Origin of the sequence: Pseudomonas sp. Pseusp11, from assembly GCF_047304405.1 — a bacterium.
Classification (GTDB): Bacteria; Pseudomonadota; Gammaproteobacteria; order Pseudomonadales; family Pseudomonadaceae; genus Aquipseudomonas.
On the sequence record NZ_JBGLZF010000002.1, the window covers coordinates 107195 to 131755 of the forward strand.

Genomic DNA, 24561 nt, shown 5'->3' on the forward strand with positions numbered 1-24561 from the left:
GGTAAGTCATGTTCGAGCAACGGAAGGCGCTGTACGCAGACCTCGAGAACCGGAGATCTAGTAAGGTCATAACTTATATTACGGGTGATCGGCCAGGGTTAGAGACCCAAATACATGAAGAGGTTTTTGATTACTTCGCGAGTCACCTGGATGCCATTGGCGTCACCGAAAAAATTTCTCTGATCCTCTATACTCGCGGCGGCAATACACTTGCAGCCTGGAGCTTGGTGAACTTAATCCGGCAGTTCTGTAATGAGCTGGAGCTAATTGTACCGTCGAAGTGCCATAGCTCTGGGACCATCATGTCTCTTGGCGCCGACCGAATCATAATGACTAAGCAAGCCACTCTAGGGCCCATTGACCCCAGCCTAAATACACCGCTCAACCCTGCGATTGATGGGGCCCCTCCTCAGGTCAGATATCCAGTGAGCGTCGAGGCGGTTAAAGGCTACATGGAGTTCATCGCAAGCTCAGGGGTAAAGAATGAATCGGAAGTGGCCAAGCTGCTTCTGGATCTAAGCCAAAAGGTACATCCTTTGGTTCTTGGGCAAATGCATCGGTCCCGTAGTCAGATACAGATGCTCGCGAAGCGTCTTTTGCAGTATCAAGTAAAAGATGAAACCGCGGTGGAACGAATCATCAGCTTCCTCTGCAGCGACTCAGGTAGTCATGACTACACCATAAACAGGCGTGAGGCTGCAGACCTTGGGCTTATCATCGAAAAACCGAATGACGATCTGTACCTGCTGATCAACTCAATCTACAAAGACTTTAAGGATGAGATGCAGCTTGGTCAGGCGTTCGACCCTGAGCAGGCCCTGGGACAGAATGCCATCGCGGATTATGAATTCAGACGAGCGATTGTTGAATCCTCTGCTCATGGCTGCTATTACTTTTCTACCTGCGGTAACCTCAATCGGGTACAACAGCAGGCACAATTGCTGCAGGGATTCCCGCCTGGCGTCCAGTTACCGCCAGGTTTTCAGATGCCTGTCGGTGGAAATGTTATTAACGATAACCGCACGTTTGAGGGGTGGAGATTCACACAATGACGACTTACAGTAGTAATTCAGGTAGTTACGTCGCATACGCAAATCAGGGAGGTTCTTCTCAACCAGCAGTAGCAGGAAGCCCGGCTGGATCCACCAAGCCTGAATGCTACTCAAACATTATCAAGAATCAGTCGTTCTACAGCCAGCAACCCAGTTACGTGCAGTCCACATCGTCAAATCGTTGACAAGACATCGCACTTAAAAAAGCCCGCGCTACTGAGCGGGCTTTTTTTGCCTATCAGAAAGGCGCCGGCTCAGCATTTACTAACTCCACCGGCCGTTCTTCCTCGAGACTCATCTCCCACCGAAGCGTCACCGCCCCGTCGTCGCTGAATGTCATGTCAATGCCGTCCGTCTCGGATAACAGTTCCATCACTTCCTCCCACTCTCGATCACCATCCGTGTCCAGGCGATGGATCGTCACCCAACGCTGAATCTGCGCAACGGGGTGATTGATCATCGAAGAGATGCGCAGACCAAGCCGCTCTACCCCACTGATCTCTTGTTGTTCTACCGGTTTCGACTGCTGCTTCGGTATTGCCATACCATTCTCCATCTACTGTACATCCATCCAGCTATCACATAATCATAGCCCAGCTCTTCTGAAAACGTAAGCGCAACCGGGCGTATTAGCCATTCCAAAATAAATCACAATTCGTGTTGACTAAAAAAACACGATACGTGATAGTTGGCCCATCGCAGCGACACACAGCCGATGCGAAGGACCTTCACTGGCCCGCCGCTCTTTAACAGTCTGCGCAACAAACAACAGACCGCATTGCCTCTACCGGCGACCGGCGAGCAGACAGGCCCGAAAGCCTGCCAACGACAGGAACAACCTGGACGGCTGCTCGATGGTGAAACGCCCTTACAAGCCCTGACCGTGTGAATGACCCGGTATGCAATGCGCCCCGCCCCTTCCGGCGGTAATTGGACGGACAGCATCACTGAAGCACCTTCTCGCGAGGGTGCTTTGGGATGACAACATGAGGTTTACGAAATGAAAAATGTGTTGGGTGACACTAGCTTTTTCTTTAAGCGAACAGCTTGGATCAAGCCGCCAATCAATCAGACGATCTTGATTTACAACTCATGTGATGGTTATTACCTGGCTACTTGGTCTGGTGATGAATTCATCTCGGCCATGGGGAGTGTTTTGCCAGATGGATTGGCAGAGTTGTGGCATGAACTACCATCTGAAGAAGAGCTTCTAAATGCCCTAAACGACCGGGCATTTATTGAGCTTTCACTAAAAACGATTACTGAGACGAAGCTGCCTTGAGCTCATCTAGGGCTTCTTTGACTTCGCGTCTAGAGGTGCGATCTAACTCAGGTTCAAGCAGCCGCAGGGCCTCAATATTATCGCTGCTAAAAAAACTCTCGCCCTCCAAGACGACCAAGGACGCTTCATGAATCCGCGACTCCAACGTCTGGGCCCACTTCGCGTATCGGCGGAGCACTGACGATGCCAATTGAGCAATATCGACATCGTTCAGGCTACTGAGCTCGTTCACTGTGTTCAGGATGTCTTGCCGAAGCAGTTGGTGAAGATCGTACTTCCAGAAGCTGAGCCCGACTAAAACACCTGCCGCTGCCGATTTCGTCGGGCGGCGCCGAGCAAACCAATGTTCGAAGGGTTCCAGATTCCCTTTGCTATCAGGCTCAACTTCATGGGAGTACTGACGCAGAGCTTCTGACTCATCCATCAAAACAGTCTTGAACAATTTGAACTGAGCTAGCTTTGCTCTACCCAATATCAGACGAGCCAGTTGTGGGTGGGCTTTGTTCAGAAAAATTTTAAGCCTAGCAACCCTACCGGAGCGCATTTCAAGATCGTCCAGCGAAGGTTGTAGAGTTGCAAGCAGTTGTTTCACTTCAAATATCTGCTCAACATTTCTGATTTCGCTTTGCTTCTGGCGGAATGCTGTCCGTTTCTCTTGGAAATTGACGCCAAGATGTTTTTTTCCACAAACATTTCCAATGTTAGTTTCTAAACCATCTGTGGTAACAACTAGGAAACCCCTCATATGCGATGTCCTGCATCCCTGTATCCCGCACGGAATCATTTTCGTTTCTGGGAAAGTGTATTCACCAAGGATATCCAGAAGCTCTCGTGAGCCGTCACTGAAGTTCAGTGACTCACGGTAAAGAGGGCGATCTCGAAGCTCTTCAACGGTCTTCACACTGACAGCCATTGCTGTGCATCTCCTATGCAGGCCAATCGAATGACAGGCAATCCTATATCAAACAGCCACTACTGGCACACACGAATGCAGTCGCGTCCGCACCGCGCAACGCGGCCCTCTGCATTTCAGACCAAGTAACACGGAGGATTGGCAGCCATGTAAACCGAGCAGACTCAAGATCACTGCATCTGTGAAAGGCCCGAACGTCCAACGGGCCTTTCTTTTTACCCGCATTTATCCGCCAGCACTCTCCCCTGCGCCCAACGGCAACCAGCAGGCGGAAAGAGTGCTTACGAATACACGCACCCCACATCGAGGATTCGCCATGAACCAAACCATCAGACAAAGCCAAGCAATTCTCCATGGGTTGCGGCTTAGAACTTCGCTGGCCACCGCGGAGATGTACCAGCGAATTGGCCGAGATGAGCCCGTCCGCGCTCCACGCTTCAACGTCATACCCCGGGGCAGCAACACATTCGAAGTGATCGAGCGCTCCACCGGCACGGCAAAGGGCGAACGGTTCGGCCACGACAGCGCTTGCCAGCTCGCCCAACAGCTCGAGGACAACGCCGACTTCTTCGCCGCGCGCTGCAAGTCGATGAAGAAGTTTTCCCGCACGCTTCTGCGCTGGACTGCCGGCGCGGCTCTGATGCTAATCGTGTTCGCCTACTACGGATCGGGTCATTGAGGCGCATCAGCAACCAGGTGCGCCAGCGCCGACGACAGACATGGCTGGATGTACCGGCCCACGGAATTGAAGAGGCTGGCCATGGCCAAGAGCAACGCGGAACGATCAGCGAAGTCCGCGGCGAAGAAGAAGAGCCGCGGCGAAGAGGAAATTCGGCTGCACTGCCTATCCGGCACCCGCCAAGCGCTGGCTGAGCTAATGGCTTGGAGCGGCATCGAGGAACAGGGTGAGGCCATTACGCTCATGATTCACCACCTGCATGGCCTTGGCCCGGGCGGCGCGCTCCCGCTACTGGAAATTCCGCGACACGAAATCAAGGTATCGCAAATCGTGTCGCTGGAATTTCAACGGAAGAGCATGTTGATGATTCAGCAGGATCCAGGTGATGAGGTCATCAAACCAGGCGGCGACACCATAACTATTTAGTTTGAACCTCTGTTTGCCGGGGCTCTCCTATAGCAGGGATTTTATTTGAAATCACTGCATGAATGCCGATTATAACCAGGACTACCAACATGCCTGCGCAGGCCCATACCGACCACTTTCTTGTATTTCTATAAGCAGGCTCGCCGAGCTTAATTTTTTCCCATTCGCTTTTTAGAAGCGTCCTTGAAGATGTTGTTATTTCATTCGTCGCGCTATGAACCTGTTCTCTCAAAACACTCCATTTACTAGAGTCATTCTCACGGCGAATCTCATCAAGTTTCGAAAAATAAAAGTCTATTTTATGCTCTATCCTAACAAACTCAGGATCCTCCGGTTTAAAATGTAAGCGTACATTGGCGTGAGCAAGATTGACTTCCTCTAGTAATCTGATAGAAATATCGAAAGCTTTTTTCAACATCTCGGAATTGAAATCAACAACCCCCCTTAAAACTTCCTTTTCCTGATCACTATCAGATTTATGCAGCCTATTTAGCTCTGTATGTAAATTATTCTCCATATTCCTATAATTAACCACAGCAATAACATGAGTGTTTATCTTTGCAATCAAATCCGCCATAGCTACTCTAGCGGACTCAGTCCACATTTGCCGGAACTCGGTTATCTTACTTTCCTTGTCGTTAACCAACTTAACAATGCTTAGTACTGCAGTAATTAAGCCGGCAAGAGCTGTAAGAAAAGCCGTTAAAAGAATTTTATCCATCGCAAAGCCTCAATCGCTTCAATCCACAGGTTTCTAAACCACACACCATACCACATCAAATTGCCACCATCTGCTACGGAGAGCGGCGCCTGAATGGAGAAAGCCATGAGCCACAACTGCGCATACGTCCGGCAGCACTATCAGGTGCCCGCCGAAGTCGGCCGCCGTGTCATCGCCTACGGAAAACCCGGTGTCATCCTCGCTGATCGCGGCCACTACATCGGCGTAGTTCTGGACGACGACCCGAAGAAGCGTATCCGGAACTACCACCCAACCCACGAAATGCAGTACGGCGAAATGGCTGAGACTCTGCCGCTCAAGGAGTGGAAAGTCATCCCTCCATGGGTCGATTGGTTCGATGTTGAGCATTACATCGGTGACGCCCGCCACTGGGTGAAAACAGTCTGGGCAGTTACGCGCAGCCAAGCCAAGTACAAGGCTTACGAAGACCTACAAGACAACTGCTATAGCTCGAAGGCCATGTGCTACTTCAAAGCCAGGCGCGCCTGACCCAACCTCACCTATTGCGCTGAATGGTCTGTAAATAGGTCAATCGCCTGCCTATAGGTAGCAAGCTCAATTATCTGCCGCAAGCAAATAACGACCTCCAGTTTCTGCTTGTCGTCGGGAATTCCTATTCGCTTCAGCATCGCTCGGGCGTCTTCCTCGATCGCCGCGAGTGCATCGATATCGCTTTGCAATCTCATGTCAGTCTCCCGTCAGGCTGCATCGAACATAAACCAATAGCCCACTTCAAAGAATCACGCCAGCCGGCGAGGACGGTTCAGTCAAAGGGGAAACTCCTTTATGGCTTGACACATCGCAGCCACTGCCCCGAAGCCAGCAGCCAAACGGTTCCAATACGCTTGTTTATATGTAGTGTCCTGAAGGTTGAACCTACCTTTTTTATCAATCCCCGTGCTTGGCGCCTGCATGAGCTTTCCATTGGAATCCCTAAGGCTGTAAGGCACCCGCACCGTTGCCGACCTGGTCCAGGCGATGGCAGAAAAAAACGCAAATGCGCAGCTCAATTTAGTGGGGTCCAGATAGGCAAGCATCGACATGTTTACTCTCAACTGATTTAACCAAAAGGGATGACCATGATCTCATACGGAAGCGTTTGCAGCGGAATTGAAGCAGCGACCATGGCCTGGCATCCGCTGGGTATGCGCGCCGCCTGGTTCGCCGAGATCGAGCCCTTCCCCAGCGCGGTGCTGGCCCACCATTACCCCAACACGCCGAACCTCGGCGACATGACCAAACTCGGCGCCCAAGTGCTGGTCGGCAAGATCCCCGCGCCGGACATCCTCGTCGGCGGCACCCCGTGCCAGGCCTTCAGTGTCGCCGGCATGCGCCAGGGCCTCACCGACCCGCGCGGCGCCCTCACAATCAAATACGTGGAGCTTGCAGATGCAACTGACTATGTTCGCGCCAGCCGAGGTGAGCCCGCCTCCGTTGTCGTTTGGGAAAACGTCCCCGGTGTCCTCAGTGACAAAGGGAACGCCTTCGGATGCTTTCTTGGCGCGCTTGCTGGGGAAGACTGTGAATTGCAGCCTTCAGGGAAGAAATGGCCAGACGCTGGTTGTGTGTATGGACCCAAAAGAACAATCGCGTGGCGGATCCTGGACGCCCAATATTTCGGCTTGGCCCAACGACGCCGTCGTGTGTTCGTTGTCGCAAGTGCTAGAAATGGATTCGATCCCACCGAGGTACTTTTTGAGCGAGAAGGCACTCGCCGGGATAGCCCGCCGCGACGGGAAGAGAAGTCAGCACTTCATCCTACTCTCACGGCAAAAGGGGCTGGTGCTCTCGATGACCGAGAGGCATATGTGCTGGAAGAAGCAAAAGGTATTCGCCGAACAAGCGTGACGGAATGGGAGCGATGCCAAGGATTTCCTGATGACTTCACGCTTATACGTTGGCGAGGCAAGCCTGCCAGCGAATGCCCGGACGGCCCGCGCTACAAGGCGATCGGGAATTCTAAGGCGGTGCCGGTTGTCCGCTGGGTCGGGATGGGCATCCAGAAAGCGCTAATGAAATGAGGGTGCGATTGACGCTGGCTTCCAAATCCAGCATATAGATTACAGATAATTTTGGAACCTGACAGATGGACCTAAGACAGTTAAACCTAAAAAACAAAACCACAGAAGCAAACATCACCTCAGTTTCAATATTATTTGCAAACACATGGATGACCTTGATTTCGCCGGTTTTGATCGGCCTATTCATAAGCAAGCTATTTTCAGCAAATAATAATTTCACGGGCAGCGAGACAGCATTTGCAGTCATAGCAATTGCAATTCACATTGTACTCGCCTTGATACTCTACAAATCGGGATCACGGCAGAGCAACTCAGTTGAAATTGACAACATGATTCATGAACTCGACACATTAAAACAAGATGTGATCCCTAAAGCGCAAGAAATATTCGCTTGCTCCACAGCGCAACAAATCGTCATATACTTAATGACATTAGAGTTAGAATCCCGAATAAGGGAAATCAACATGAAAGACAAAGATTATCCCGTTGCGCAAAGGTGGGAGGATTGGGAAAAGGGTCTAGAGGCCGTTTTATCGCATCTTCTTAAGCATCGAGTGCAACTGTTTGGATATACCGGAGGCAGCCTATATAACATGGCACTCTATATATATGACAAAAAAGATGATGATTTGTTTATTATCTGGAGGAGGCATGACGATCGAATGTCAACATCGAACAGGAGATGGAAGCCTGGGTTGGGCCACGTGGGCTTGGCGTTCGTGCAGCAAGAAGCAAAAATTTGTCATGACATTTTCATGAGTACGGAATTAGCCAACTCCTCAACCAATGATGAATCAGATAAAGCAAAATATAGGTCATTCTTATCCATACCTATTACGGACTCATTTGGAAACAATAATGGTGGAAAACCCCTAGGCGTGCTAGTATTCACCAGTAGTAGCGTAGGGCAATTTGATTGGGAACGAGACAGATTTTTTACACTCACCATTGCCAAGCTATTATCGATTTACATTGAAAGAAATGTAGCAGATTGGACAGGAGCCGCAAAATGAGCAAATTAAAAGACGTAAAAATTGCCATTGTGCCAGTAGCGTCAGCGCCAAAACGAGCAGAGGGTGTTATTTCAGTGAGTATGAGCTTCGAAAATTGCTTGGTAGAGAGTCATAAAAAAAATGATGCCTACCTCGAGAGCTGGGTCGACACTGAACTTAAAAAAAGCAGCAACTACTTCAAAAAAGAAATATATAGCGAAGACTGATCATCACACCGAATATAAAGAAAACCGGAGATAATATCTCCGGTTTTTTATAGATCACTCATAAAGAGTAGCAACTGCGCTTGGGCCGTTTCTTTCCATTGCTCAGCATCTGTCCGCGGTTCCCACCGCCCCTGGGCAATCCCGCCGCGACAGTAGCAGCTGCGGGCGACAGCCTAGCCTCCCGGCCCGCCAAGCTCATCATCAACACTATCTAGATTCTCCCCCTTCAAAGTCAGCCGCTATAGCGGCAAGGACGAAGTCATGCCTGAAGAAAAAGAGTCTGAAGGGTACCCGGACACTGGGAGCTTCAAGCCAACCACCCGCAACCTTCTGAAACTGGCTGCCGATTGCGAGCTGGCTTCAAACACAAAAGCCTAACCCCTCTCTTCCACCTACCAACCTGCCGGAAGACCTGTCCTACCTGGCACCGGAAATCACCTCACAGGACGGCCGCCGATTCCACGCCTACCGCTTGCAGGTACTCATGTGTCGCCGCCAAGACGCCGCTCAAAGTGGCTTAACCCAATAACCACCCTCTTCCGCCACCCGCGGCATGGAGCATCAACATGGAAACAGAAATTCTCTCGGACGAAGAATTGGCAGATCTCACCGGCTACAAGGCGCGGGCCTACCAGCGGCGCTGGCTGATTGATCGTCATTGGGTGTTCGTCGAAAGCCGCGGCAAACGCCCTCTGGTTGGCCGCATGTACGCCCGAATGAAGTTAGGGGTGATCTCCCCGACCATCGCCGACCCAAACCCTCCCCCGGCGACTCCGGCATGGGTGCCCGACTTCTCACGAGTGAACTGATATGCGACCCCGCAAGGCCGAAACACGCAACTTGCCGCCCCGGATGTATCAGTGGACGCGGAAACGGAAAAGCGGAAAGGACTGGATTGCCTATTACTATCTGGACCTGACCGGCAAGGCGATTCCACTGGGCAAAGACCTGGACCTGGCCAGGATCAAATGGGCAGAGCTCGAGGCCAAGGAAAAGCCGCTCGATCTGCGCACGATGAAGGGCATCTTTGACCGGTACATCCGCGACATCGTCTCCCAAAAAGCGCCGCGCACCCAAAAAGACAACCTGGCGGAGATCAAGCAGCTCCGGCCGATGTTCGACAGCGCCCCCATCGACTCGATTACTCCAGCCACGATCGCTGGATACCGGGATGCACGGACAGCAAAGGTGCGGGCGAATCGCGAGATCGCCACCCTCTCCCACGTTTTCAACATTGCACGAGAATGGGGACTCACGACGAGGGAAAATCCCTGCCAGGGCGTGCGTAAAAACAAGGAAACGCCCAGAGACTATTACGCGAATAATGTGGTTTGGGATGCTGTTTACAAGAAGGCAGCTCAAGAGCTGAAAGACGCGATGGACCTGGCTTACCTGACCGGGCAGCGGCCGGCGGATGTCCTGGTCATGCGGAAGGATGATATCGAAGGGGAATATTTGGGGGTGCAGCAGAACAAGACGCACAAGAAGCTTCGAATTCAAATGACGGCCGATGGCAAGGCAAACAGCCTAGGCCTGCTGATCGCAAAAATGGCCGAGCGCAATGCTCACCACATTTGCAGTTATCTGATTGTGAGTGCGCGCGGCAAGCGCATGACCGCGAAGATGCTCCGCGACCGGTGGGACAAAGCCAGGGAAAAGGCCAAGAAAGAGGCCGATGAGAAAGGCGACGTTCAACTGGCCGAAAAAATCGGCAGCTTTCAGTTCCGTGACATCAGGCCAAAAGCTGCGTCAGAAATCCTCGACATCGGCGATGCCAGCTTGCTCCTGGGTCACACCAAGGGCGACATCACGGAGCGCGTTTACCGTCGCATCGGCGCCATTGCCAAGCCGTCAAAATAGCCCGAAAACCCGTTACAAAACTCAAAATTGGCCCCTTATAGAATGCGGCCTGCAGAGGAGCCAAAAAACCAAAGTACTGTAACGAAAAAGAGCTACAGGCCACGGTTTTAGCGGCTTTGAACATCGGTCTTGAAAACCGTCGACTGTAACAGGTCCATGAGTTCGAATCCCATCGCCTCCGCCATCTTTATACGACAAAGCCCTGATTATTCAGGGCTTTGTCGTTTCTTGTTTCTGTAAAAAAACCTCCCAGCCCATACCTTGGCCCTTGGCTTTCGGTAGTTCTACGTGGAACGGAAAAGACAAAATATTTCATAACCAACTGTTTTTAAAATATTTTTCGAGCCAAGCAGAATACTGAGCGCGACCAAGATGCAAGCCTGCGTCAGCCTGGACGTCATCGATCGCTGTCAGAACCATGTACTGGCCTTTTAGCTCATTTCCGCAATCCTGCGGGAACTGATACTGGCAACTGACTGGGCACTCGACCGCATGGCCCTCAGGGTCGGCGAAAGATCGCCATTCGCAGCTGTAACTTATTTACTGCAAGCGAATTCGTTTTATGTCCCTCTGCGGCGGCTCTCCGAACAGACGGCTGTATTCGCGACTGAACTGCGACGAGCTCTCATACCCCACCAACCCTCCCGCACTGCTCGCATCAACATTCTGACTTAGCATCAACTGTCGAGCCGCTTGCAGCCGCAATTGTTTCTGATACTGCAGCGGACTCATGCCTGTTACGGTGCGGAAATGCTGGCGAAAGGTAGACGGACTCATGTGTGCATTCGCCGCCAAGTCGTCCATGCGTAGCGCATGGCGAAAGTTAAGTTTCAGCCAGGCAAGCGTCTTGGCGATGTGTTGGCTCGGTGAGCCCGCGGCGACGACATGTAGCAACTGCGAACCATGAGCGCCGCTTAACAGGCGAGCTATGATCTCTTCCTTGATCAGCGGCGCGAGTGTTTCAAGCAGTTCAGGCTCGCTGAGTAGTCCGACCAAACGCTCCAGCGCATCAAGCACCGCGGCGTCCAGCGCCTGTACGGTGATTGGCCGGAACCCTTCATCCTTCATGCGCTGTGACAACCGCATGCGCTCGGCGAGCTGTATCACTGTGGCGCTGTCGAACGTCAGCATCATGCCCAGAAACGGTTGTGCGACGCTCGCTTGGGTCACATGTGAAATGACCGGTAGGTCAACGCTGGTAACCATGGACTGACCGGGCGCGTAGAAGACAGTGCTGCACGTGCCATTAAAGGTGTGAGAGCTGTGCTGCGTGTACCGCTTGATGGGGGGGCTGAAGGCGTAACCGTCGTCGCTGACGGTTACTGGCAAGCCAAACAAGGGCGTGATGCGCTGAAGCTGCAATGGGATACGACGACTGTCGAAAAGGTTGATAGCGACAAGCAGTTGGCCGACTACCGAGAGCTGGCGGGTCGTCCTGGTCCACGGCTCTTCGAGGTGGACATGACGCCATTGGAAACAGCACCACATCAATTGGAAGCCGAGTTCGTGTTTCCTTATCTGGCCCATGCGCCAATGGAACCGTTGAACTGCACAGTCAAACTGTCCGAAGAACGCTGCGAACTTTGGGTGGGCACCCAGTTTGCCGGAGCCGACAGCGCCGCGGCCGCACGTGTACTGAACCTCAAGCCCGAGCAGATTCAAATTAATGTGCAGACCGCTGGCGGTGGCTTTGGCCGGCGTGGCATAGCCACCAGCGACATAGTGGTGCTGGCATGCGAGGTGGCCAAGGCCGCGCGAATGGCCGGCTTGGATGTACCGGTGCGCACCCTATGGAGCCGCGAGGACGATATCAAAGGCGGCTATTACCGCCCCATGCACCTGCACCATGCTCGTATCGGTTTTGACGAAACCGGCAAGGTGCTGGCCTGGGAACACGTGGTGGTAGGACAGTCCATCATCAGTGGCACCATGTTCGGGGGGCGGGTGAAAAACGGCATCGACCCCACGGCAACGGAAGGTATGCGCGATCCCTATCCTCTGCCGATGCGCCTGACGGTGCATCACCCAAAACTCAACGTACCGGTGTTGTGGTGGCGCAGTGTGGGCTCCACCCACACAGCCTTCGTGATGGAGACGGTGATCGATGAGATCGCCCGAACAACCAAACAAGATCCAGTGGCCTACAGGATGAAACTTTTTGCCGATCAAAGTCCGCGCCATCGAGCTGCATTGCAACTGGCGGTGGACAAGAGCGAGTACGGCAAACGCGAGCTGCCTGCTGGTCGAGCCTGGGGCGTTGCGGTACATGAGTCATTCAGTTCGGTAGTCGCATACGTTGTGGAAGCCTCGGTGCAGGGCGGCCGCCCGGTACTGCACCATGTAACCGCTGGCATCCACTGCAACCTGGTGGTCAACCCGCGCAGCGTTGAAGCCCAAGTACAAGGTGCCGCCCTTATGGGGCTGTCAATGTGTCTGCCGGGCGGCGCCATCACCTTGAAAGACGGCGTCGTGCAACAGAGTAATTTTGGTGACTTCAGCGTTCCGCGCATTACCGATACGCCGGAGTTTTCCATTCATGTCGTGCCAAGCGCCGAACCACCCACAGGGATGGGTGAACCCGGCCTGCCACCGTTGGCCCCAGCCTTTGCAAACGCGGTCGCCCGCCTCACGGGTAAGTCGGTGCGTGAGCTGCCCTTCAGGCTGACGTGACAGAGCCGGGGGGACTGACGGTCAAGAACCTTAATCAGCCAGAGGCCCATCCACTTGGGAGGGCCTTTGGCAATAGGACCGGGATCAACGAGTCCAGACATACGGACTCGTGATCCTCTCGGCTAACAACCATCACAGCCACATTACCTCCAAATATTACGACGACTCGTAATCGACCTGATGCCGCGCGATGCGTGAACTCCCCAATTCACCTTTCACCCGCAGATGCTCGGGATGGGAAGCGTAGGCATCCAAGGCTTCTTGCGAATCGAACTCACTGTAGAGCACCACATCGCACGCATAGTCGATGCGGCTGAAATCCACGCCGACCTCGATTTTCAGAAGTCCGGGTATCAGTCCGGTAAGCCCTTCGAAACGCTCCTTGAGGAACAGGCAGGCTTGTCTGTGCTCCTCGGGCGTTTCACCTCCAAGTTTCCACATAACAATGTGCTTGATCATTGTTGCCTCCCTGCGGTGCCGGTCATGCCTGCCATATCAACCTTTGCTCTTCTGATATACGTCCACAAATACCGCCGCCAGTAACACAGCGCCTTTGATCATCTGCTGGTAATCGATACCAATTCCCATGATCGACATGCCGTTGTTCAGCACACCCATGATGAAAGCGCCAATCACCACGCCGACCACCTTGCCAACCCCTCCGGACGCTGAGGCGCCACCGATGAACACCGCAGCAATCACATCCAGTTCGAACCCGGTGCCGCCCCGAGGTGTCGCGCTGTTAAGGCGAGCGACGAAAATCAGCCCGGCTACCGCCGCCAGCACGCCCATGTTGACGAAGGCGAAGAAGGTCACCCGCGAGGTGTTGATCCCCGACAGCTTGGCGGCCTTGAGATTGCCACCCACTGCGTAGATCCAGCGTCCGATCACGGTACGGTTCATGATGAAGGTGTACACACCGATCAACACGCTCATGATCACCAGCACCGTGGGGATGCCGCGGTAGGTCGAGAGCAGGTAGCAGAAGTAAACGATCAGCGCCGCGACCAGACCATTCTTCAGCGCGAACAGGGTCATGGGGGCGACATTGCCGCCGCTCTTGAGGGTGCGTTTGCGACTGCGATACTCGACCACCCAGAACGCTGCTGCGACGGCGATCCCCAGCAGCAACGAGGTAATGCGCAGGTTTTCGTTGGCAAAGACGTCCGGGATGAAGCCCGAACTGATTGCCGAAAAGGCTGGCGGAAACGGCCCGATCGACTGTCCCTGGGAAATCGCGATGGTGGCGCCGCGAAAGATCAGCATGCCAGCCAGGGTGACAATGAAAGACGGCATGCCCCACACCGCCACCCAGTACCCTTGCGCCGCACCAATCAGCGCACCCGCCGCCAGGCAGATGACCGTTACGGTGAAGAAGTCCAATCGATACTGGACCATCAGCACGGCGGCAAGCGCGCCAATCACGCCGACCACCGAACCGACCGAGAGATCGATGTGGCCACAGACGATCACCATCAGCATGCCCAGTGCCATGACCACGATGTAGCTGTTCTGCAACAACAGGTTGGTCAGGTTGAGCGGCTGCATCAGCGCCCCGCCGGTGGCCACCTGGAAGAACACCATGATGACGATCAACGATGCCAGAAGACCGTATTCGCGCGCTCCGCGCTTGAATGACGTGAGCGCCGTTGGTTTGGATGTGAGAGGTACGCTGACTTCGCTCACTGGATCACCTCATTTTTCATGATTGCGTGCATGATTTTTTCCTGCGATGCCTCTGCGATCGGAAACTCGCCGACAAAGCGCCCTTCATTCATCACATAGATTCGGTCACAGGTACCCAGCAGCTCAGGCATTTCCGAGGAGATCATGACGACGCCCCTGCCCTCGCTGACGACCTGATTGACCACCGCGTAAATCTCGTACTTGGCCCCGACATCGATGCCGCGAGTGGGCTCGTCCAGGATCAAAACCTTGGGGTCGGAAAACAGCCATTTACCCAGCACGACCTTCTGCTGGTTACCCCCCGAGAGCTTGTCCACCGACTGCAAAACGTCCGGGCTACGAATGCGCAGACGCGTCTGGAAATCGACCGCCACCGCGGTCTCGGCCAGTTCGTTCATCACCCAGCGTTTGGACACAGCGGCCAGGTTGGCCATGCTGGTGTTGCGCGTGATGCTCTCGCCCAATACCAGGCCGGCGCCCTTGCGGTCTTCGGTGGCGTAGGCCAAACCGTGATCGATGGCCTTTCGCACGGTGCCCAGATCGACTTCACGCCCTTCCAGACGCGCCTTGCCACGGATGTTCGAGCCATAGGAGCGGCCAAATACGCTCATGGCGAATTCGGTACGGCCTGCGCCCATCAACCCGGCAATGCCCACCACTTCGCCCCGACGCACGTGAAAATTGATGTTGCGGATGCGGTCACGTCCAGAGTGCTCCGGGTCGCCGACCGACCAGCCTTCAACCTCGAACAGCTTTTCTCCAATGTCAGGAACGCGCTTCGGATAACGGTCCGAGAGTTCGCGCCCGACCATTGAGCGGATCACCCGGCCTTCATCGATAGGCTCGACACGACAGTCGATGACATCGACGGTACTGCCGTCACGGATCACCGTGATCTCGTCCGCCACCCGCCCAATTTCATTGAGCTTGTGCGAGATGATGATTGAGGTGATGCCACGCCCTTTGAGCTCAAGCATCAGCTTGAGCAAGGTGTCGCTGTCCTTTTCGTTGAGGCTCGCGGTCGGCTCATCGAGAATCAGCAGGCGCACGTCCTTGGCCAGCGCCTTGGCGATTTCCACCATCTGCTGCTGGCCAATGCCAAGATTGGCCACCAGGGTCTGCGGCCGCGCATCGAGGCCGACTCGGGCGAGTAACTCGCGGGCTCGCTGGTGCGCTTGATCCCAGTCGATCACGCCATGACGCGCGATCTCGTTACCGAGGAACAGGTTCTCGGTGATCGACAGCATGGGCACCAGGGCCAATTCCTGGTGAATGATGCAGATGCCCAGCGCCTCACTGTCGCGCAAACCCTGAAACGTTCGCGGCGCGCCATCGAAGACGATTTCGCCGGTGAAGCTGCCATGCGGATAAACGCCGCTGAGGATCTTCATCAGGGTCGATTTTCCAGCGCCATTCTCACCGCAGATCGCATGGATTTCGCCATCGCCGACCTTGAGGTTGACCCGACTAAGTGCCTTCACCGGGCCGAAGCATTTCTGGATATCACGCATATCGAGAATTGTTTTTGTCATTTTTCTCTCCTGCCAGCACGCACCGATCACTGATTGCCTTAGCGCAACTGCTCAGGCGTGTAGAACTTGGTGTCATCGACGAGGACTTTCTGCCAGTTGTTGCCATCGACCAGTTGTGGGGTCAGCAACTGGGTCGGCACGATCATCGAGCCGTTGTCGTAGGACGTGGAGTCGTTGACCACCACGGTCTTGCCACTCAAGGTCGCGTCCATCATCTGCGCGGCGGCTTCGGCGAGGGCGCGGGTGTCCTTGAAAATGGTGGAGGTCTGGTCGCCGCGAATGATCGACTTGATGCTGGAAATCTCGGCATCCTGGCCGGTCACGATCGGCATTGCTTGCTTGCCCGAGCCATAGCCCACACCCCGCAATGAAGACACCACGCCATTGGCAATCTGATCGTTCATGGCCAGTACCGCGTCCAGGTGGGCGGTGCCGTAGAAGGCGCTGAGCAGGTTATCCATGCGCGCCTGGGCCTGGGCACCGTCCCAGTTGGGCGTGGCCACTTTGTCCAAGTCCTGCTGGCCGCTGCGAATGACCAGCTTGCCGCTGTCGATGAAGGGCTTGAGTTGCGACATCACCCCCGCGTACACCACATGGGCATTGTTGTCGTCTGTGGAGCCGGCGAAGATTTCCAGGTTGAACGGGCCCTTGCCCTGTTTGAGCTGCAGCTTGTCGACGATGGACTGTCCCTGCAGCACCCCGGTGCGGTAGTTGTCGAAGGTGACGTAGTAGTCGAAGTCTTTGGTGTTGCGGATCAGGCGATCATAGGAAATGACCTTGATGCCTTTTTCCTTGGCCTGTTTGAGCACATCGGCCATGGTCGTGCCATCGATCGGCGCGACAATCAGGCCCTTGATGCCCTTGACCATCATGTTTTCGATTTGCGACAGCTGGGTCGGCGCTTCGTACTGGGCATATTGCAAGTCGGTGTCGTAACCGAGTTTCTTCAACGAATCGACGATGCTGCTTCCGTCTGAAACCCATCGCGCTTCGGTTTTCGAGGGCATGGCAATGCCAATGGTGCCCTTGGTGCTGGTTTCATTCTTCGAGCAGGCACTGACGGCCAGGCCCAACAATACTGCCGCGGCAACCTTGATGATCTTGTGCATGGTGTCCTCTTCTTTTTGTTGTTGGCATTTCTCGGGGATGCAACTTCCCTTCCGGCTCTGTTTACAGAGCCGGCGGGGGTATTTCGCCTACGGGGCTTTCGCCTACAGAACTACATGTCGCTATTGAGCCAGGATGACTTCCTGGCCATTCAACTCAGCGGACTCGAACAGCGCTTCGAGTATCACGTTGATGTTATGCGCCTGGCTGGCCGGCACCGTCGAAGGGCTGCCAGTGCGCAATGACTGGACGAAGGCAGCGGCTTCACGGTCGAAATACACCGGGTTACCGATCTCGGCGATTTCCGGGGAATAGACGGTTTTACGCACCGCCCAGATCTCCGGAAAGCTGTTCTCGTTCCAGTGCGTCCAGCCTTGCTGATGGCCGTTCTTGCCATCGTGGTAAAGCTTGTACGACGCAGGCATCGGCGTGGAATGCATCACCCCGTGAGTACCGTAGGCAGTAATGTCCCAACTCTCGGTCCAGGGCATCGGGTCCCAGGACATGAAATCGATGGTGATCAACTTATCGTCGTAGTTGAGCACCGCGCCCACGGCGTCCTCGCGCGCCGAATCGCTCATCTGCCCGGCGAACTTGGTAATCCGCGCATTGACCGATTTGGGCATGCCGAAGTGCAGCAGCAAACGGTCGATGGTGTGGCAGCCGATCACATAAAAGGCACCACCACGGTCACCCGGTTGCTTCATGTGGTTGGTGTCGGCCTCGTCGTGGGAACAACCAGCGTGCGCGCGAACCTGCAGCACCTTGCCGATTTCACCGCTTTGCAGAACCTGCTGCATTTTTTCCACCGACGGCGCGTAGCGCCAGCAGTAGCCAACCTGGAACAACCCGCCGGTGCGCTCGACCGCGTCAACGATGCGGGTGGTGTCAATGGTGCCGCGGCCCGCCGGTTTTTCGCAGAGCACCGCCTTGCCGGCCTCCAACGCTTCAATGGCCCAGTCGGCCATCAGATAGCTCTTAGGGTGCACGAGCACCACATGCACGTTCGGGTCGGCGAGGATTTCTTCCTTGCTGCGCGCCTGCAAATCCAGCGCATCGCAGAACGGTGCTAGCAAGGGGCTGTCGTCATAGGCGCCAAGAAACTGCACGCCGGGTATGCGCTTGAAGGCTTTGACGCGACCCGACGTGTGTGGGTGGGTAATCCCCAGGCAGGCCACACCAATAGTGGCGCCACTCTCAAGCTTGTAAGACATGATGTTCTCCAGGTGTTCTTGTCCGAGATAGCCAACGACCGTTCAAGCTTCAGAGCCTGACCGCCCGCCCGGTCTTGACCGATTCGACCGCGGCATCGGCCAGCTGCAGGGCCTTGAGGCCATCCTGCACGGTGGTCGGCATCGGAGTGCCCTTCACCAGCGCTTCGATATAGGCATCGAGTTCGGTTTTGTAGGCTTGCTGATAACGCTCAAGGAAGAAGTTCAGCAACGGTTCGCGCGCATCGGTGACGTCCTGGTTCCAGCGACGGATTGTCGTCGGACGCAGGTTATCCATCTGCAACATGCCCTTGGAGCCGAACACTTCGATGCGCTGGTCGTAGCCGTAGACCGCCTGGCGGCAGTTGTTGATATGGCACTGTTTGCCCGACGCCGTTTGCATCTGCACCATGGCGGTGTCGTAGTCGTCGTACTTTTCCATCATCTGCGGATCGATCAGGCGGCTGCCGATGGCAGTCAGTTCGACCGGCTCCTCGCCCAGCAACCAGCGACCGATGTCCAGATCGTGGATGGTCATGTCGCGGAAGATACCGCCCGAATGCTGGATGTAGTCTTCAGGCGCCAGCCCAGGATCGCGGCTGCTGATGATCACCTGGCGCACTTCGCCGATATCGCCGGCATCGATGGCCGCACGCATTTCGGCGAACGTGGACTCGAAGCGGCGGTTAAACGCCAGCATGACCCGCCCATTAAGGCGCTCCACTTCCTCTACCGCGGCCAGACTCTTGGCCATGTCCAGGTCGATCGGTTTCTCGCACAGCACCGCTTTGCCCTGGCGCACGGCGCGCAGCATCAGGCTGATATGAGTGTGAGTCGGGGTGCCGATAACGATAGCCTGGACATCGTCGCGATCGATGGCCGCCTCGCAGTCAAGCATGGCTTCGGTGCCGTAGGCGTCGGCCAGACTCTGCGCGGCATCGCCGAACGGGTCCGCGACCACGACGAGCTTGGCAAACTTGCTGGCAGCGACGTTGGCTGCGTGGATCTTGCCGATACGACCGGCGCCGAGAACTGCGATACCTACCATTTGTTATCTCCTTGAAGCGTTATTGTTCGATGTTGAAGACGGGCAAAACGTCAGCGTGCCTGGGCGCATCAACTCGGGAACTGGATACCTTCGAATTGCGCGAGGGTGGTGTCGAAGGCTCTCTTTGCCGCCACTTCCAGGGGCAGCTTGCGCAGCTCAGCGGAGATCAGTTCGACACCCCAAGGCCCGTTGTAGCCGACATTGACCACTTGCTGAATAAAGTCCGGCACGTCGAGTTGGCCTTCGCCGCAGCATTTACGGTAGTGCGTCGAGTCGTTGAACAACGTTTCGACGATAGCGTGGTTGGCGTCATCCAACTCGATGGACTTGATCAGCTCCAGTGGAATCTTGGCGATTTCGTCGAAGCTCATACCTCCCCGCGCAACGTGCCAGGTGTCGACCAACAAGCCGCCGTTGGGGCGTACGCCCTCGGCCACCGCTATGGCGAGATCGATAGTGCGCACGCTGGAAAACGGCAGGAACTCGATCACCACATTGACGCCGAAGGGTTGAGCCCGATCGCATAACAGGGCAAATGTTTCACGCATGCGTGGTACGTCGGGCGGCCCATCTTCGAACAAGCCGGCGGCGACTTTGAGGCTACGCGCACCGAGTTCGCCGGCGACTTCCAGTAGTTCGTCGCGGATCTTGTCCGAAGCCGTGCGGCGTTCCCCATCCAGGTGCCAGTCAGTCAAGAACTCGACTTCCAGGTGCTTGATTCCATTGTCCTGGAGGATGTTGCGCACCGTAGAGATACCTAGCTTGGCGACGTTGTGCACAAGGTCGGCGTGCACCAGGCCCATGCCTTTCCAGCCGGCTTTCGAGGCGGCTTGTGCACGGTCCTGCAAGGAAAACGGACTGATCTCGCTGGGTGCGCCGGGGTACGTATCGCCAGCGAGGGTCCAATAGGCGGCAAGCAGTTCAATATTGTTATTTGGCATGACGATCACTTTTGAGTGAGTGGTTTGAGGACGGTCGCTAGCAGTTGTCGTTTAATCAGGCCGGGGTCAGGACGAAGTCCCAATTGACCGCCAGGAACGGCACGGGCAAGTCGTAACGTTCGGCTACTGCCGGATCGCTTTGAGTCGTGAACTCGGCGATCAATTCTTTCTTCACACCAAACACGGTGTCCTCGTGCAAGTACTGGCAGTCGGGCGTGAAGATATGCGTGATGACCTGGTCGTAACCTTTGGCGGTAACGATGAAATGCAGATGCGCTGCGCGGTTCGGGTGTCGACCCAGATCACCCAGTAACTTGCCTACGGGACCATCGGCAGGTATTGGGTAATGGCGCGGTTTGACCGTGCGCAATGCGTAGTAGCCATCGGCATCGCTGGTAAACAGCCCGCGCAGGTTGTAGTCCGGCTGCACACCTTTCTGCTGCACGTCGTAGAAGCCATCGTCGTTGGTCTGCCAGACATCCAGGGTCGCGCCGGCAATCGGCCGGCCGGCCGTATCCAGAACCCGTCCGCTGACAAGCGTCGGTTCGCCCTTGCCGTCCAGGCAGATGTTCGCGCCGTTCTCGTAGTGCGGCGCATTGGCCACATAGAACGGACCGAGAATAGTATTGGGCGTCGCGCCCATGGGCCGCCGATGGTTTATCGCATCAACCAACATGGTTACGCCCAGAACGTCCGACAGCAGAATGTATTCCTGGCGCCAGTCGGTGCACATTTGCCCGGTCTGGGTCAGGAACTCGATGGCCTTGAACCACTCTTCGTGGGTTGGCTCGATTTCCTTGATGGCCGCATGCAGATGCCGGGTCAGTACCGCCATCACTTCTGCCAGGCGCGGGTTGGCGTCGGCAGAGATTCGGGCATTGACGATCTCGGCGGAGTTTTCTTCTTCGAAAAGGCCGCCAATGGCCATGTCGGTATCCAGGTGAGTAGTCATGATTCGAGATCCTTGATCATTATTCTTGAAGGCCGGCCGGCTTTAAGGTTGGGGCGAGGGCCTGCGCATTGACCGTTCTCAATACGCACTGGCGTCGACGGCCCGCCATTTACGCCCGCTGAAGCGTTGCCTCATCTGCTGTTCGATCTCTTCCAGGGTCAGGCCCTTGGTCTCTGGCAACCACAAGGTGCAGAAGATGATCGAGCCGATGTTCACCACCGCGAACAGGAAGAAGGTCATGCCGCCCATCACGCTCAACAGCACCGGGAAAACGAAGGCGACGATGGCGTTGAAAATCCAGAATACGCTCACTGAAATGCCATTCATCAAACCCCGGGCATGGGTCGGAAACAGCTCTGACATCAACAGCCAATACACCGGGCCGATGCACATCTGCATGAAGAACAGGAACACCAACACGCCGGACAGCGCCAGGTAACTTTGCAGCAGCGAATGCGGCATGAAGTTGAGCACGACACCTAGGAAGATTTGCGCCAGCACCACGACGGTCAGCCCCAGCAGCAGCATCGAGCGACGGCCCATGCGGTTGATCACCCACATGCCGATCAAGGTGGCGATCACCGACACCACGCCATTACCAATGGTGGCGATCAATGCGGCATTAGTGCCCATTCCCGTCTCTTTGAGAATCATCGGCGTGTAGTACATGAACGCATTGACGCCGGTGAACTGGATAACGAAACCGAGGCCGATACCGATGGCCAGCAGCTTGAGCAACCAGGGTTCGTTGAGCTTGCCGAGCACGCCGCTGTGGTGCCGTTCGACGTTGCACTGGGCAATGATTTCATTCAGCTCGCGGTCCGCCTCGCGCTGTGTGTCACGGATGCCGGCCAAGGTCGTCTTGGCTTCTGCGATACGACCTTTGCTGACCAGCCAGCGGGGCGAGGTCGGTACAAAATGCATTCCGATGTACAGCAGCACCGCCGGGATCAGCGCAATGGCGAGCATGTAGCGCCAGATGAATGGACTCTCGAACAGGTGCGCCAGGCCGGCGCTGGTGATGTAGGCCAGACACTGTCCAGAGACGATCATCAACTCGCTCTGACACACCAGCCGGCCGCGATGTTTGGGGGCCGCCAACTCGGCGATCAGCACCGGAACGGTCGATGACGCACCGCCAACGGCGATACCCAGAATGAAACGGGTGATGACCATGGTCCAGATATCCGGCGCCACAGCCGTGCCCAGCGCCCCCAGTGCAAACAAAATGGCCAGGGCCTTGAGCACACCGAGGCGGCCATAGCGGTCGGATAATTGACCCGCGAACAGTGCGCCGAAAGCGCCACCAAATATCAGCGAGGAAGCCACCAGCCCTTCCGTCATGGGCGTCAGGCCAAGGCCACCTTGACTGACATCAAGCGTCATGAACGGCAGCGCTCCGGAGATCACTCCGGTGTCGTAACCAAATCCCAGCGACCCCATGGTGGTGATGGCTGCGATACGCCAAAGAATCTTTGACGAAGCACGGGAGGCATTTTGATTGTTGGACATGAGGTCAACCTTATTGAAATTATTTGTACGCTCAGTGGAATTGAGACTACTGCCATTGAAACGGAAAAAAAATGCCTCTATGGCAAATGTGTTTTCCGCTGAGTGGAAAACTGCAGGCAGCCCCGCCACGGTTCGTGGTCCATTGATCGTGGCGGGGCATTGCCGGGCTAGAACTTCGCTTGCACCTTGAGACCGGTGATCACTGCAGCGTCGATTTCACGCACACCACCGGGGTATTTCACGTACTGCAGGTTGGGCCGTACGGTGAGCCAGTTGGTGACGTGGACCCCGTAATAGATCTCGCTGCTCACCTCGTTGTACTGCAGGGGCAGATAGGCCGGATCCTCGTAATCGGCGATACCGTTCTGCTCATTCTGCAAGCGGGCACGCTGGCGATAGTCCGAGTTGGTGTGGACCTGCGCGATGCCCACGCCCAAATCATCTTTTGGCCGGCCGTCGAACGGTCCCTTGTAAACGATGCCTGCCTGAATGAAATGATCGACCCGGCTGGTGGCCTTATCGTGTGCAGTGAAGTTGGCGAACACCGAAAGTCCGCGCTGGCTGTCGCCGTCGCGAGAGGTCAATTGCTGCTGGGCGACAAACCAGTAACCGTGACGACTGGAGTGCTGTTTGAACTGATCGCCGGACGCGGGTTGGGGGTTGCCATTGCGATCTTCCAGTACGTCATCGGCGTTGGCCGTGCTCTTGTAATAGCCCAGCCGATATTCTCCGGGCAGTGCGTTGACCGTGGGGCTCCAGACCAGCTCAACCGGTATCAGCGCGCCTTTGGCTCCGCTGCCACTGAGCTTGAAGCCGTTGCCGGTTTCCAGGTACGAGGGGTTCTGCTCGAATACCCCGATCTGTGCATACCACTCGGAAGCGAATTGGTAGCGTGCGCGCAGGGCCCATTGGCTGACAGGCCAGTTGTACCAAATGTCGCCAATCCAGTTCGCCGCCTGAGCGCCACAGAACGGCGTACTCTGGAAGTCGCATGGGAAACTGTTGAAGTCCGAGCCTTCGTCGAAGCGGCCAAATTTCAGGTCCAGCGCCCCGTCTAGCCAGCCTTTACTGAGCCACATCTGGGTCAGGCGCCAGGTCTGCCCGCGACCATAAACTTCCTGGGAAGAGGAGTAGCCTCCGACTCGCGGATCCGCGATGCGATCATTGGTCAGGTTGCGCCCGTCACGCTCGGTGACGGTGAACTGGAACTGCGAATTTTCCCAACCGAGGATTTTCTGCATGTCGGCCTTGAAGCCCAATGCATATTGCTCGGTCCAGCGCGCCGTATGATCTTTGTCATAACCACCGCGCAGATTGGCGGCCATTTCCCCGGTGTAACCCAGTTCGATATCAACGCCCTGATCCAGCCAGTCACTGCGTACGCCATCCCAGTCACCGGTCATCCAGCGCGAATCGCTGGAAAAGGCTTCATTGGCGGCACTTGATAAATTGGGAACCAGCAGGCAAAAGCTGACCGCAACCGTGCACTTGGCAAAGTTTTTCATGGGTTTAACGTTTCCTTATTATTAGATTTATTTTAAACGCGCAGGCGAACGCAGACGCCTTTATTGTCGTGTTTTTGAGCACTATTCAAACGGAAGGAACAACTTCTCTTTGAACAAGAGAAGCTCAACTGTTCAAGCGGAACGGAGCATAGTTTGCACTCGCCGTATTGAATACCATCAAAAAAATAAATGTGTATTCCGTT

The 24561-nt window shown here is 55.3% G+C and carries 25 protein-coding genes and 3 pseudogenes; 12 read left to right on the forward strand and 16 right to left on the reverse strand.

Features of this window, described 5'->3' with window-relative positions; translation table 11 throughout:
• Positions 1–8: 8 nt before the first annotated feature.
• Complete coding sequence (locus ACCC96_RS01845; RefSeq protein WP_413694826.1) at positions 9–1052, forward strand: SDH family Clp fold serine proteinase; 1044 nt, start codon at positions 9–11, stop codon at positions 1050–1052.
• Between the two features lie 238 nt (positions 1053–1290).
• Here the strand turns inward: ACCC96_RS01845 and ACCC96_RS01850 are convergent, their stop codons facing one another.
• Positions 1291–1596, reverse strand: a complete 306-nt coding sequence (locus tag ACCC96_RS01850) for a DUF1654 domain-containing protein (protein WP_413694827.1) — start codon at positions 1594–1596, stop codon at positions 1291–1293.
• Between the two features lie 456 nt (positions 1597–2052).
• Here ACCC96_RS01850 and ACCC96_RS01855 point away from each other — a divergent pair, with 456 nt between their 5' ends.
• Complete coding sequence (locus ACCC96_RS01855; RefSeq protein ID WP_413694828.1) at positions 2053–2334, forward strand: hypothetical protein; 282 nt, start codon at positions 2053–2055, stop codon at positions 2332–2334.
• Here ACCC96_RS01855 and ACCC96_RS01860 read toward each other — a convergent pair.
• Entirely contained in the window at positions 2312–3247 is a 936-nt protein-coding gene (locus ACCC96_RS01860) for a hypothetical protein (protein WP_413694829.1), read from the reverse strand. The two genes, ACCC96_RS01855 and ACCC96_RS01860, sit on opposite strands and share 23 nt — an antisense overlap.
• Before the next feature lie 316 nt (positions 3248–3563).
• On the opposite strand from ACCC96_RS01860, the gene ACCC96_RS01865 reads away from it, so the two are divergent.
• Entirely contained in the window at positions 3564–3926 is a 363-nt protein-coding gene (locus ACCC96_RS01865; protein WP_413694830.1) for a hypothetical protein, read from the forward strand.
• Between the two features lie 81 nt (positions 3927–4007).
• A complete protein-coding gene (locus ACCC96_RS01870; RefSeq protein WP_413694831.1) occupies positions 4008–4352 on the forward strand; it encodes a hypothetical protein in 345 nt (114 codons plus the stop codon).
• Here the strand turns inward: ACCC96_RS01870 and ACCC96_RS01875 are convergent.
• Positions 4345–5073 (reverse strand): hypothetical protein, encoded by a 729-nt coding sequence (locus tag ACCC96_RS01875; protein ID WP_413694832.1) that lies wholly within the window; start codon positions 5071–5073, stop codon positions 4345–4347. The two genes, ACCC96_RS01870 and ACCC96_RS01875, sit on opposite strands and share 8 nt — an antisense overlap.
• Positions 5074–5178: 105 nt before the next feature.
• Between ACCC96_RS01875 and ACCC96_RS01880 the strand changes: the two genes are divergently transcribed.
• Positions 5179–5583, forward strand: coding sequence for a hypothetical protein (locus ACCC96_RS01880; RefSeq protein WP_413694833.1), 405 nt, complete (start codon positions 5179–5181; stop codon positions 5581–5583).
• A gap of 11 nt (positions 5584–5594) precedes the next feature.
• Here ACCC96_RS01880 and ACCC96_RS01885 read toward each other — a convergent pair whose 3' ends face one another.
• Both ACCC96_RS01885 and ACCC96_RS01890 read right to left on the reverse strand, forming a co-directional pair.
• Complete coding sequence (locus ACCC96_RS01885) at positions 5595–5780, reverse strand: hypothetical protein (RefSeq protein ID WP_413694834.1); 186 nt, start codon at positions 5778–5780, stop codon at positions 5595–5597.
• A gap of 81 nt (positions 5781–5861) precedes the next feature.
• A complete protein-coding gene (locus tag ACCC96_RS01890) occupies positions 5862–6137 on the reverse strand; it encodes a hypothetical protein (protein WP_413694835.1) in 276 nt (91 codons plus the stop codon).
• Between the two features lie 81 nt (positions 6138–6218).
• Here ACCC96_RS01890 and ACCC96_RS01895 point away from each other — a divergent pair, with 81 nt between their 5' ends.
• From ACCC96_RS01895 to ACCC96_RS01920, 6 genes and pseudogenes are all read left to right on the forward strand, one after another.
• Positions 6219–7115 carry a DNA cytosine methyltransferase gene (locus tag ACCC96_RS01895; protein WP_413694836.1) on the forward strand — a complete coding sequence of 299 codons (897 nt, stop codon included), beginning with the start codon at positions 6219–6221 and terminating at the stop codon, positions 7113–7115.
• Positions 7116–7180: 65 nt separating this feature from the next.
• Positions 7181–8128, forward strand: a complete 948-nt coding sequence (locus tag ACCC96_RS01900; protein ID WP_413694837.1) for a GAF domain-containing protein — start codon at positions 7181–7183, stop codon at positions 8126–8128.
• Entirely contained in the window at positions 8125–8334 is a 210-nt protein-coding gene (locus ACCC96_RS01905; protein WP_413694838.1) for a hypothetical protein, read from the forward strand. Before ACCC96_RS01900 ends, ACCC96_RS01905 begins: the two co-directional genes overlap by 4 nt.
• A 566-nt stretch (positions 8335–8900) precedes the next feature.
• Positions 8901–9143, forward strand: coding sequence for a DUF4224 domain-containing protein (locus ACCC96_RS01910; RefSeq protein ID WP_413694839.1), 243 nt, complete (start codon positions 8901–8903; stop codon positions 9141–9143).
• 1 nt (position 9144) lies between these two features.
• Positions 9145–10194 carry a tyrosine-type recombinase/integrase gene (locus tag ACCC96_RS01915; RefSeq protein WP_413694840.1) on the forward strand — a complete coding sequence of 350 codons (1050 nt, stop codon included), beginning with the start codon at positions 9145–9147 and terminating at the stop codon, positions 10192–10194.
• A 351-nt stretch (positions 10195–10545) separates the two neighbouring features.
• Positions 10546–10623 (forward strand): annotated as a pseudogene (locus ACCC96_RS01920) (integrase); the annotation flags it as partial.
• A 111-nt stretch (positions 10624–10734) separates the two neighbouring features.
• On the opposite strand, the pseudogene ACCC96_RS01925 reads toward ACCC96_RS01920, so the two are convergent.
• Positions 10735–11418 (reverse strand): annotated as a pseudogene (locus ACCC96_RS01925) (AraC family transcriptional regulator N-terminal domain-containing protein); the annotation flags it as partial.
• 39 nt (positions 11419–11457) lie between these two features.
• Here ACCC96_RS01925 and ACCC96_RS01930 point away from each other — a divergent pair.
• Entirely contained in the window at positions 11458–12864 is a 1407-nt protein-coding gene (locus ACCC96_RS01930; RefSeq protein WP_413694841.1) for a xanthine dehydrogenase family protein molybdopterin-binding subunit, read from the forward strand.
• Between the two features lie 156 nt (positions 12865–13020).
• Here the strand turns inward: ACCC96_RS01930 and ACCC96_RS01935 are convergent, their stop codons facing one another.
• From ACCC96_RS01935 to ACCC96_RS01980, 10 genes and pseudogenes are all read right to left on the reverse strand, one after another.
• On the reverse strand, positions 13021–13323 hold the full coding sequence (locus ACCC96_RS01935) for a Dabb family protein (protein WP_413694842.1): 303 nt from the start codon (positions 13321–13323) through the stop codon (positions 13021–13023).
• 36 nt (positions 13324–13359) lie between these two features.
• Positions 13360–14550, reverse strand: a complete 1191-nt coding sequence (gene mmsB, locus ACCC96_RS01940) for a multiple monosaccharide ABC transporter permease (RefSeq protein WP_413694843.1) — start codon at positions 14548–14550, stop codon at positions 13360–13362.
• Entirely contained in the window at positions 14547–16082 is a 1536-nt protein-coding gene (mmsA, locus tag ACCC96_RS01945; RefSeq protein WP_413694844.1) for a multiple monosaccharide ABC transporter ATP-binding protein, read from the reverse strand. The genes mmsB and mmsA overlap by 4 nt, the downstream gene beginning before the upstream one ends.
• Positions 16083–16120: 38 nt before the next feature.
• Positions 16121–17191: a multiple monosaccharide ABC transporter substrate-binding protein gene (gene chvE / locus ACCC96_RS01950; RefSeq protein WP_413694845.1), complete on the reverse strand. Its 1071-nt coding sequence runs from the start codon at positions 17189–17191 to the stop codon at positions 16121–16123.
• Between the two features lie 120 nt (positions 17192–17311).
• Positions 17312–18424, reverse strand: a pseudogene (locus ACCC96_RS01955) (Gfo/Idh/MocA family protein); the annotation flags it as partial.
• 28 nt (positions 18425–18452) lie between these two features.
• Positions 18453–19448 (reverse strand): inositol 2-dehydrogenase, encoded by a 996-nt coding sequence (gene iolG, locus ACCC96_RS01960; protein WP_413694846.1) that lies wholly within the window; start codon positions 19446–19448, stop codon positions 18453–18455.
• A gap of 68 nt (positions 19449–19516) precedes the next feature.
• A complete protein-coding gene (locus tag ACCC96_RS01965) occupies positions 19517–20389 on the reverse strand; it encodes a sugar phosphate isomerase/epimerase family protein (RefSeq protein ID WP_413694847.1) in 873 nt (290 codons plus the stop codon).
• Positions 20390–20444: 55 nt separating this feature from the next.
• Positions 20445–21341, reverse strand: a complete 897-nt coding sequence (locus tag ACCC96_RS01970; protein ID WP_413694848.1) for an intradiol ring-cleavage dioxygenase — start codon at positions 21339–21341, stop codon at positions 20445–20447.
• A 78-nt stretch (positions 21342–21419) separates the two neighbouring features.
• Positions 21420–22853, reverse strand: a complete 1434-nt coding sequence (locus ACCC96_RS01975; protein WP_413694849.1) for a sugar porter family MFS transporter — start codon at positions 22851–22853, stop codon at positions 21420–21422.
• A gap of 167 nt (positions 22854–23020) precedes the next feature.
• Entirely contained in the window at positions 23021–24358 is a 1338-nt protein-coding gene (locus ACCC96_RS01980; RefSeq protein ID WP_413694850.1) for a carbohydrate porin, read from the reverse strand.
• Positions 24359–24561 lie beyond the last annotated feature (203 nt).

Excerpts from the sequence above, each read along its gene's own strand:
- ACCC96_RS01860 (WP_413694829.1), bottom strand. The coding sequence starts at position 3,247 with ATGGCTGTCAGTGTGAAGACCGTTGAAGAGCTTCGAGATCGCCCTCTT.
- ACCC96_RS01855 (WP_413694828.1), top strand. The coding sequence starts at position 2,053 with ATGAAAAATGTGTTGGGTGACACTAGCTTTTTCTTTAAGCGAACAGCT.
- iolG (WP_413694846.1), bottom strand. The coding sequence starts at position 19,448 with ATGGTAGGTATCGCAGTTCTCGGCGCCGGTCGTATCGGCAAGATCCAC.
- ACCC96_RS01880 (WP_413694833.1), top strand. The coding sequence starts at position 5,179 with ATGAGCCACAACTGCGCATACGTCCGGCAGCACTATCAGGTGCCCGCC.
- ACCC96_RS01970 (WP_413694848.1), bottom strand. The coding sequence starts at position 21,341 with ATGACTACTCACCTGGATACCGACATGGCCATTGGCGGCCTTTTCGAA.
- ACCC96_RS01905 (WP_413694838.1), top strand. The coding sequence starts at position 8,125 with ATGAGCAAATTAAAAGACGTAAAAATTGCCATTGTGCCAGTAGCGTCA.
- ACCC96_RS01980 (WP_413694850.1), bottom strand. The coding sequence starts at position 24,358 with ATGAAAAACTTTGCCAAGTGCACGGTTGCGGTCAGCTTTTGCCTGCTG.
- ACCC96_RS01975 (WP_413694849.1), bottom strand. The coding sequence starts at position 22,853 with ATGTCCAACAATCAAAATGCCTCCCGTGCTTCGTCAAAGATTCTTTGG.
- ACCC96_RS01870 (WP_413694831.1), top strand. The coding sequence starts at position 4,008 with ATGGCCAAGAGCAACGCGGAACGATCAGCGAAGTCCGCGGCGAAGAAG.
- ACCC96_RS01900 (WP_413694837.1), top strand. The coding sequence starts at position 7,181 with ATGGACCTAAGACAGTTAAACCTAAAAAACAAAACCACAGAAGCAAAC.
- ACCC96_RS01915 (WP_413694840.1), top strand. The coding sequence starts at position 9,145 with ATGCGACCCCGCAAGGCCGAAACACGCAACTTGCCGCCCCGGATGTAT.
- ACCC96_RS01965 (WP_413694847.1), bottom strand. The coding sequence starts at position 20,389 with ATGCCAAATAACAATATTGAACTGCTTGCCGCCTATTGGACCCTCGCT.
- ACCC96_RS01935 (WP_413694842.1), bottom strand. The coding sequence starts at position 13,323 with ATGATCAAGCACATTGTTATGTGGAAACTTGGAGGTGAAACGCCCGAG.
- ACCC96_RS01865 (WP_413694830.1), top strand. The coding sequence starts at position 3,564 with ATGAACCAAACCATCAGACAAAGCCAAGCAATTCTCCATGGGTTGCGG.
- ACCC96_RS01910 (WP_413694839.1), top strand. The coding sequence starts at position 8,901 with ATGGAAACAGAAATTCTCTCGGACGAAGAATTGGCAGATCTCACCGGC.
- ACCC96_RS01850 (WP_413694827.1), bottom strand. The coding sequence starts at position 1,596 with ATGGCAATACCGAAGCAGCAGTCGAAACCGGTAGAACAACAAGAGATC.
- ACCC96_RS01845 (WP_413694826.1), top strand. The coding sequence starts at position 9 with ATGTTCGAGCAACGGAAGGCGCTGTACGCAGACCTCGAGAACCGGAGA.
- ACCC96_RS01890 (WP_413694835.1), bottom strand. The coding sequence starts at position 6,137 with ATGTCGATGCTTGCCTATCTGGACCCCACTAAATTGAGCTGCGCATTT.
- mmsA (WP_413694844.1), bottom strand. The coding sequence starts at position 16,082 with ATGACAAAAACAATTCTCGATATGCGTGATATCCAGAAATGCTTCGGC.
- chvE (WP_413694845.1), bottom strand. The coding sequence starts at position 17,191 with ATGCACAAGATCATCAAGGTTGCCGCGGCAGTATTGTTGGGCCTGGCC.
- ACCC96_RS01885 (WP_413694834.1), bottom strand. The coding sequence starts at position 5,780 with ATGAGATTGCAAAGCGATATCGATGCACTCGCGGCGATCGAGGAAGAC.
- ACCC96_RS01875 (WP_413694832.1), bottom strand. The coding sequence starts at position 5,073 with ATGGATAAAATTCTTTTAACGGCTTTTCTTACAGCTCTTGCCGGCTTA.
- ACCC96_RS01895 (WP_413694836.1), top strand. The coding sequence starts at position 6,219 with ATGGCCTGGCATCCGCTGGGTATGCGCGCCGCCTGGTTCGCCGAGATC.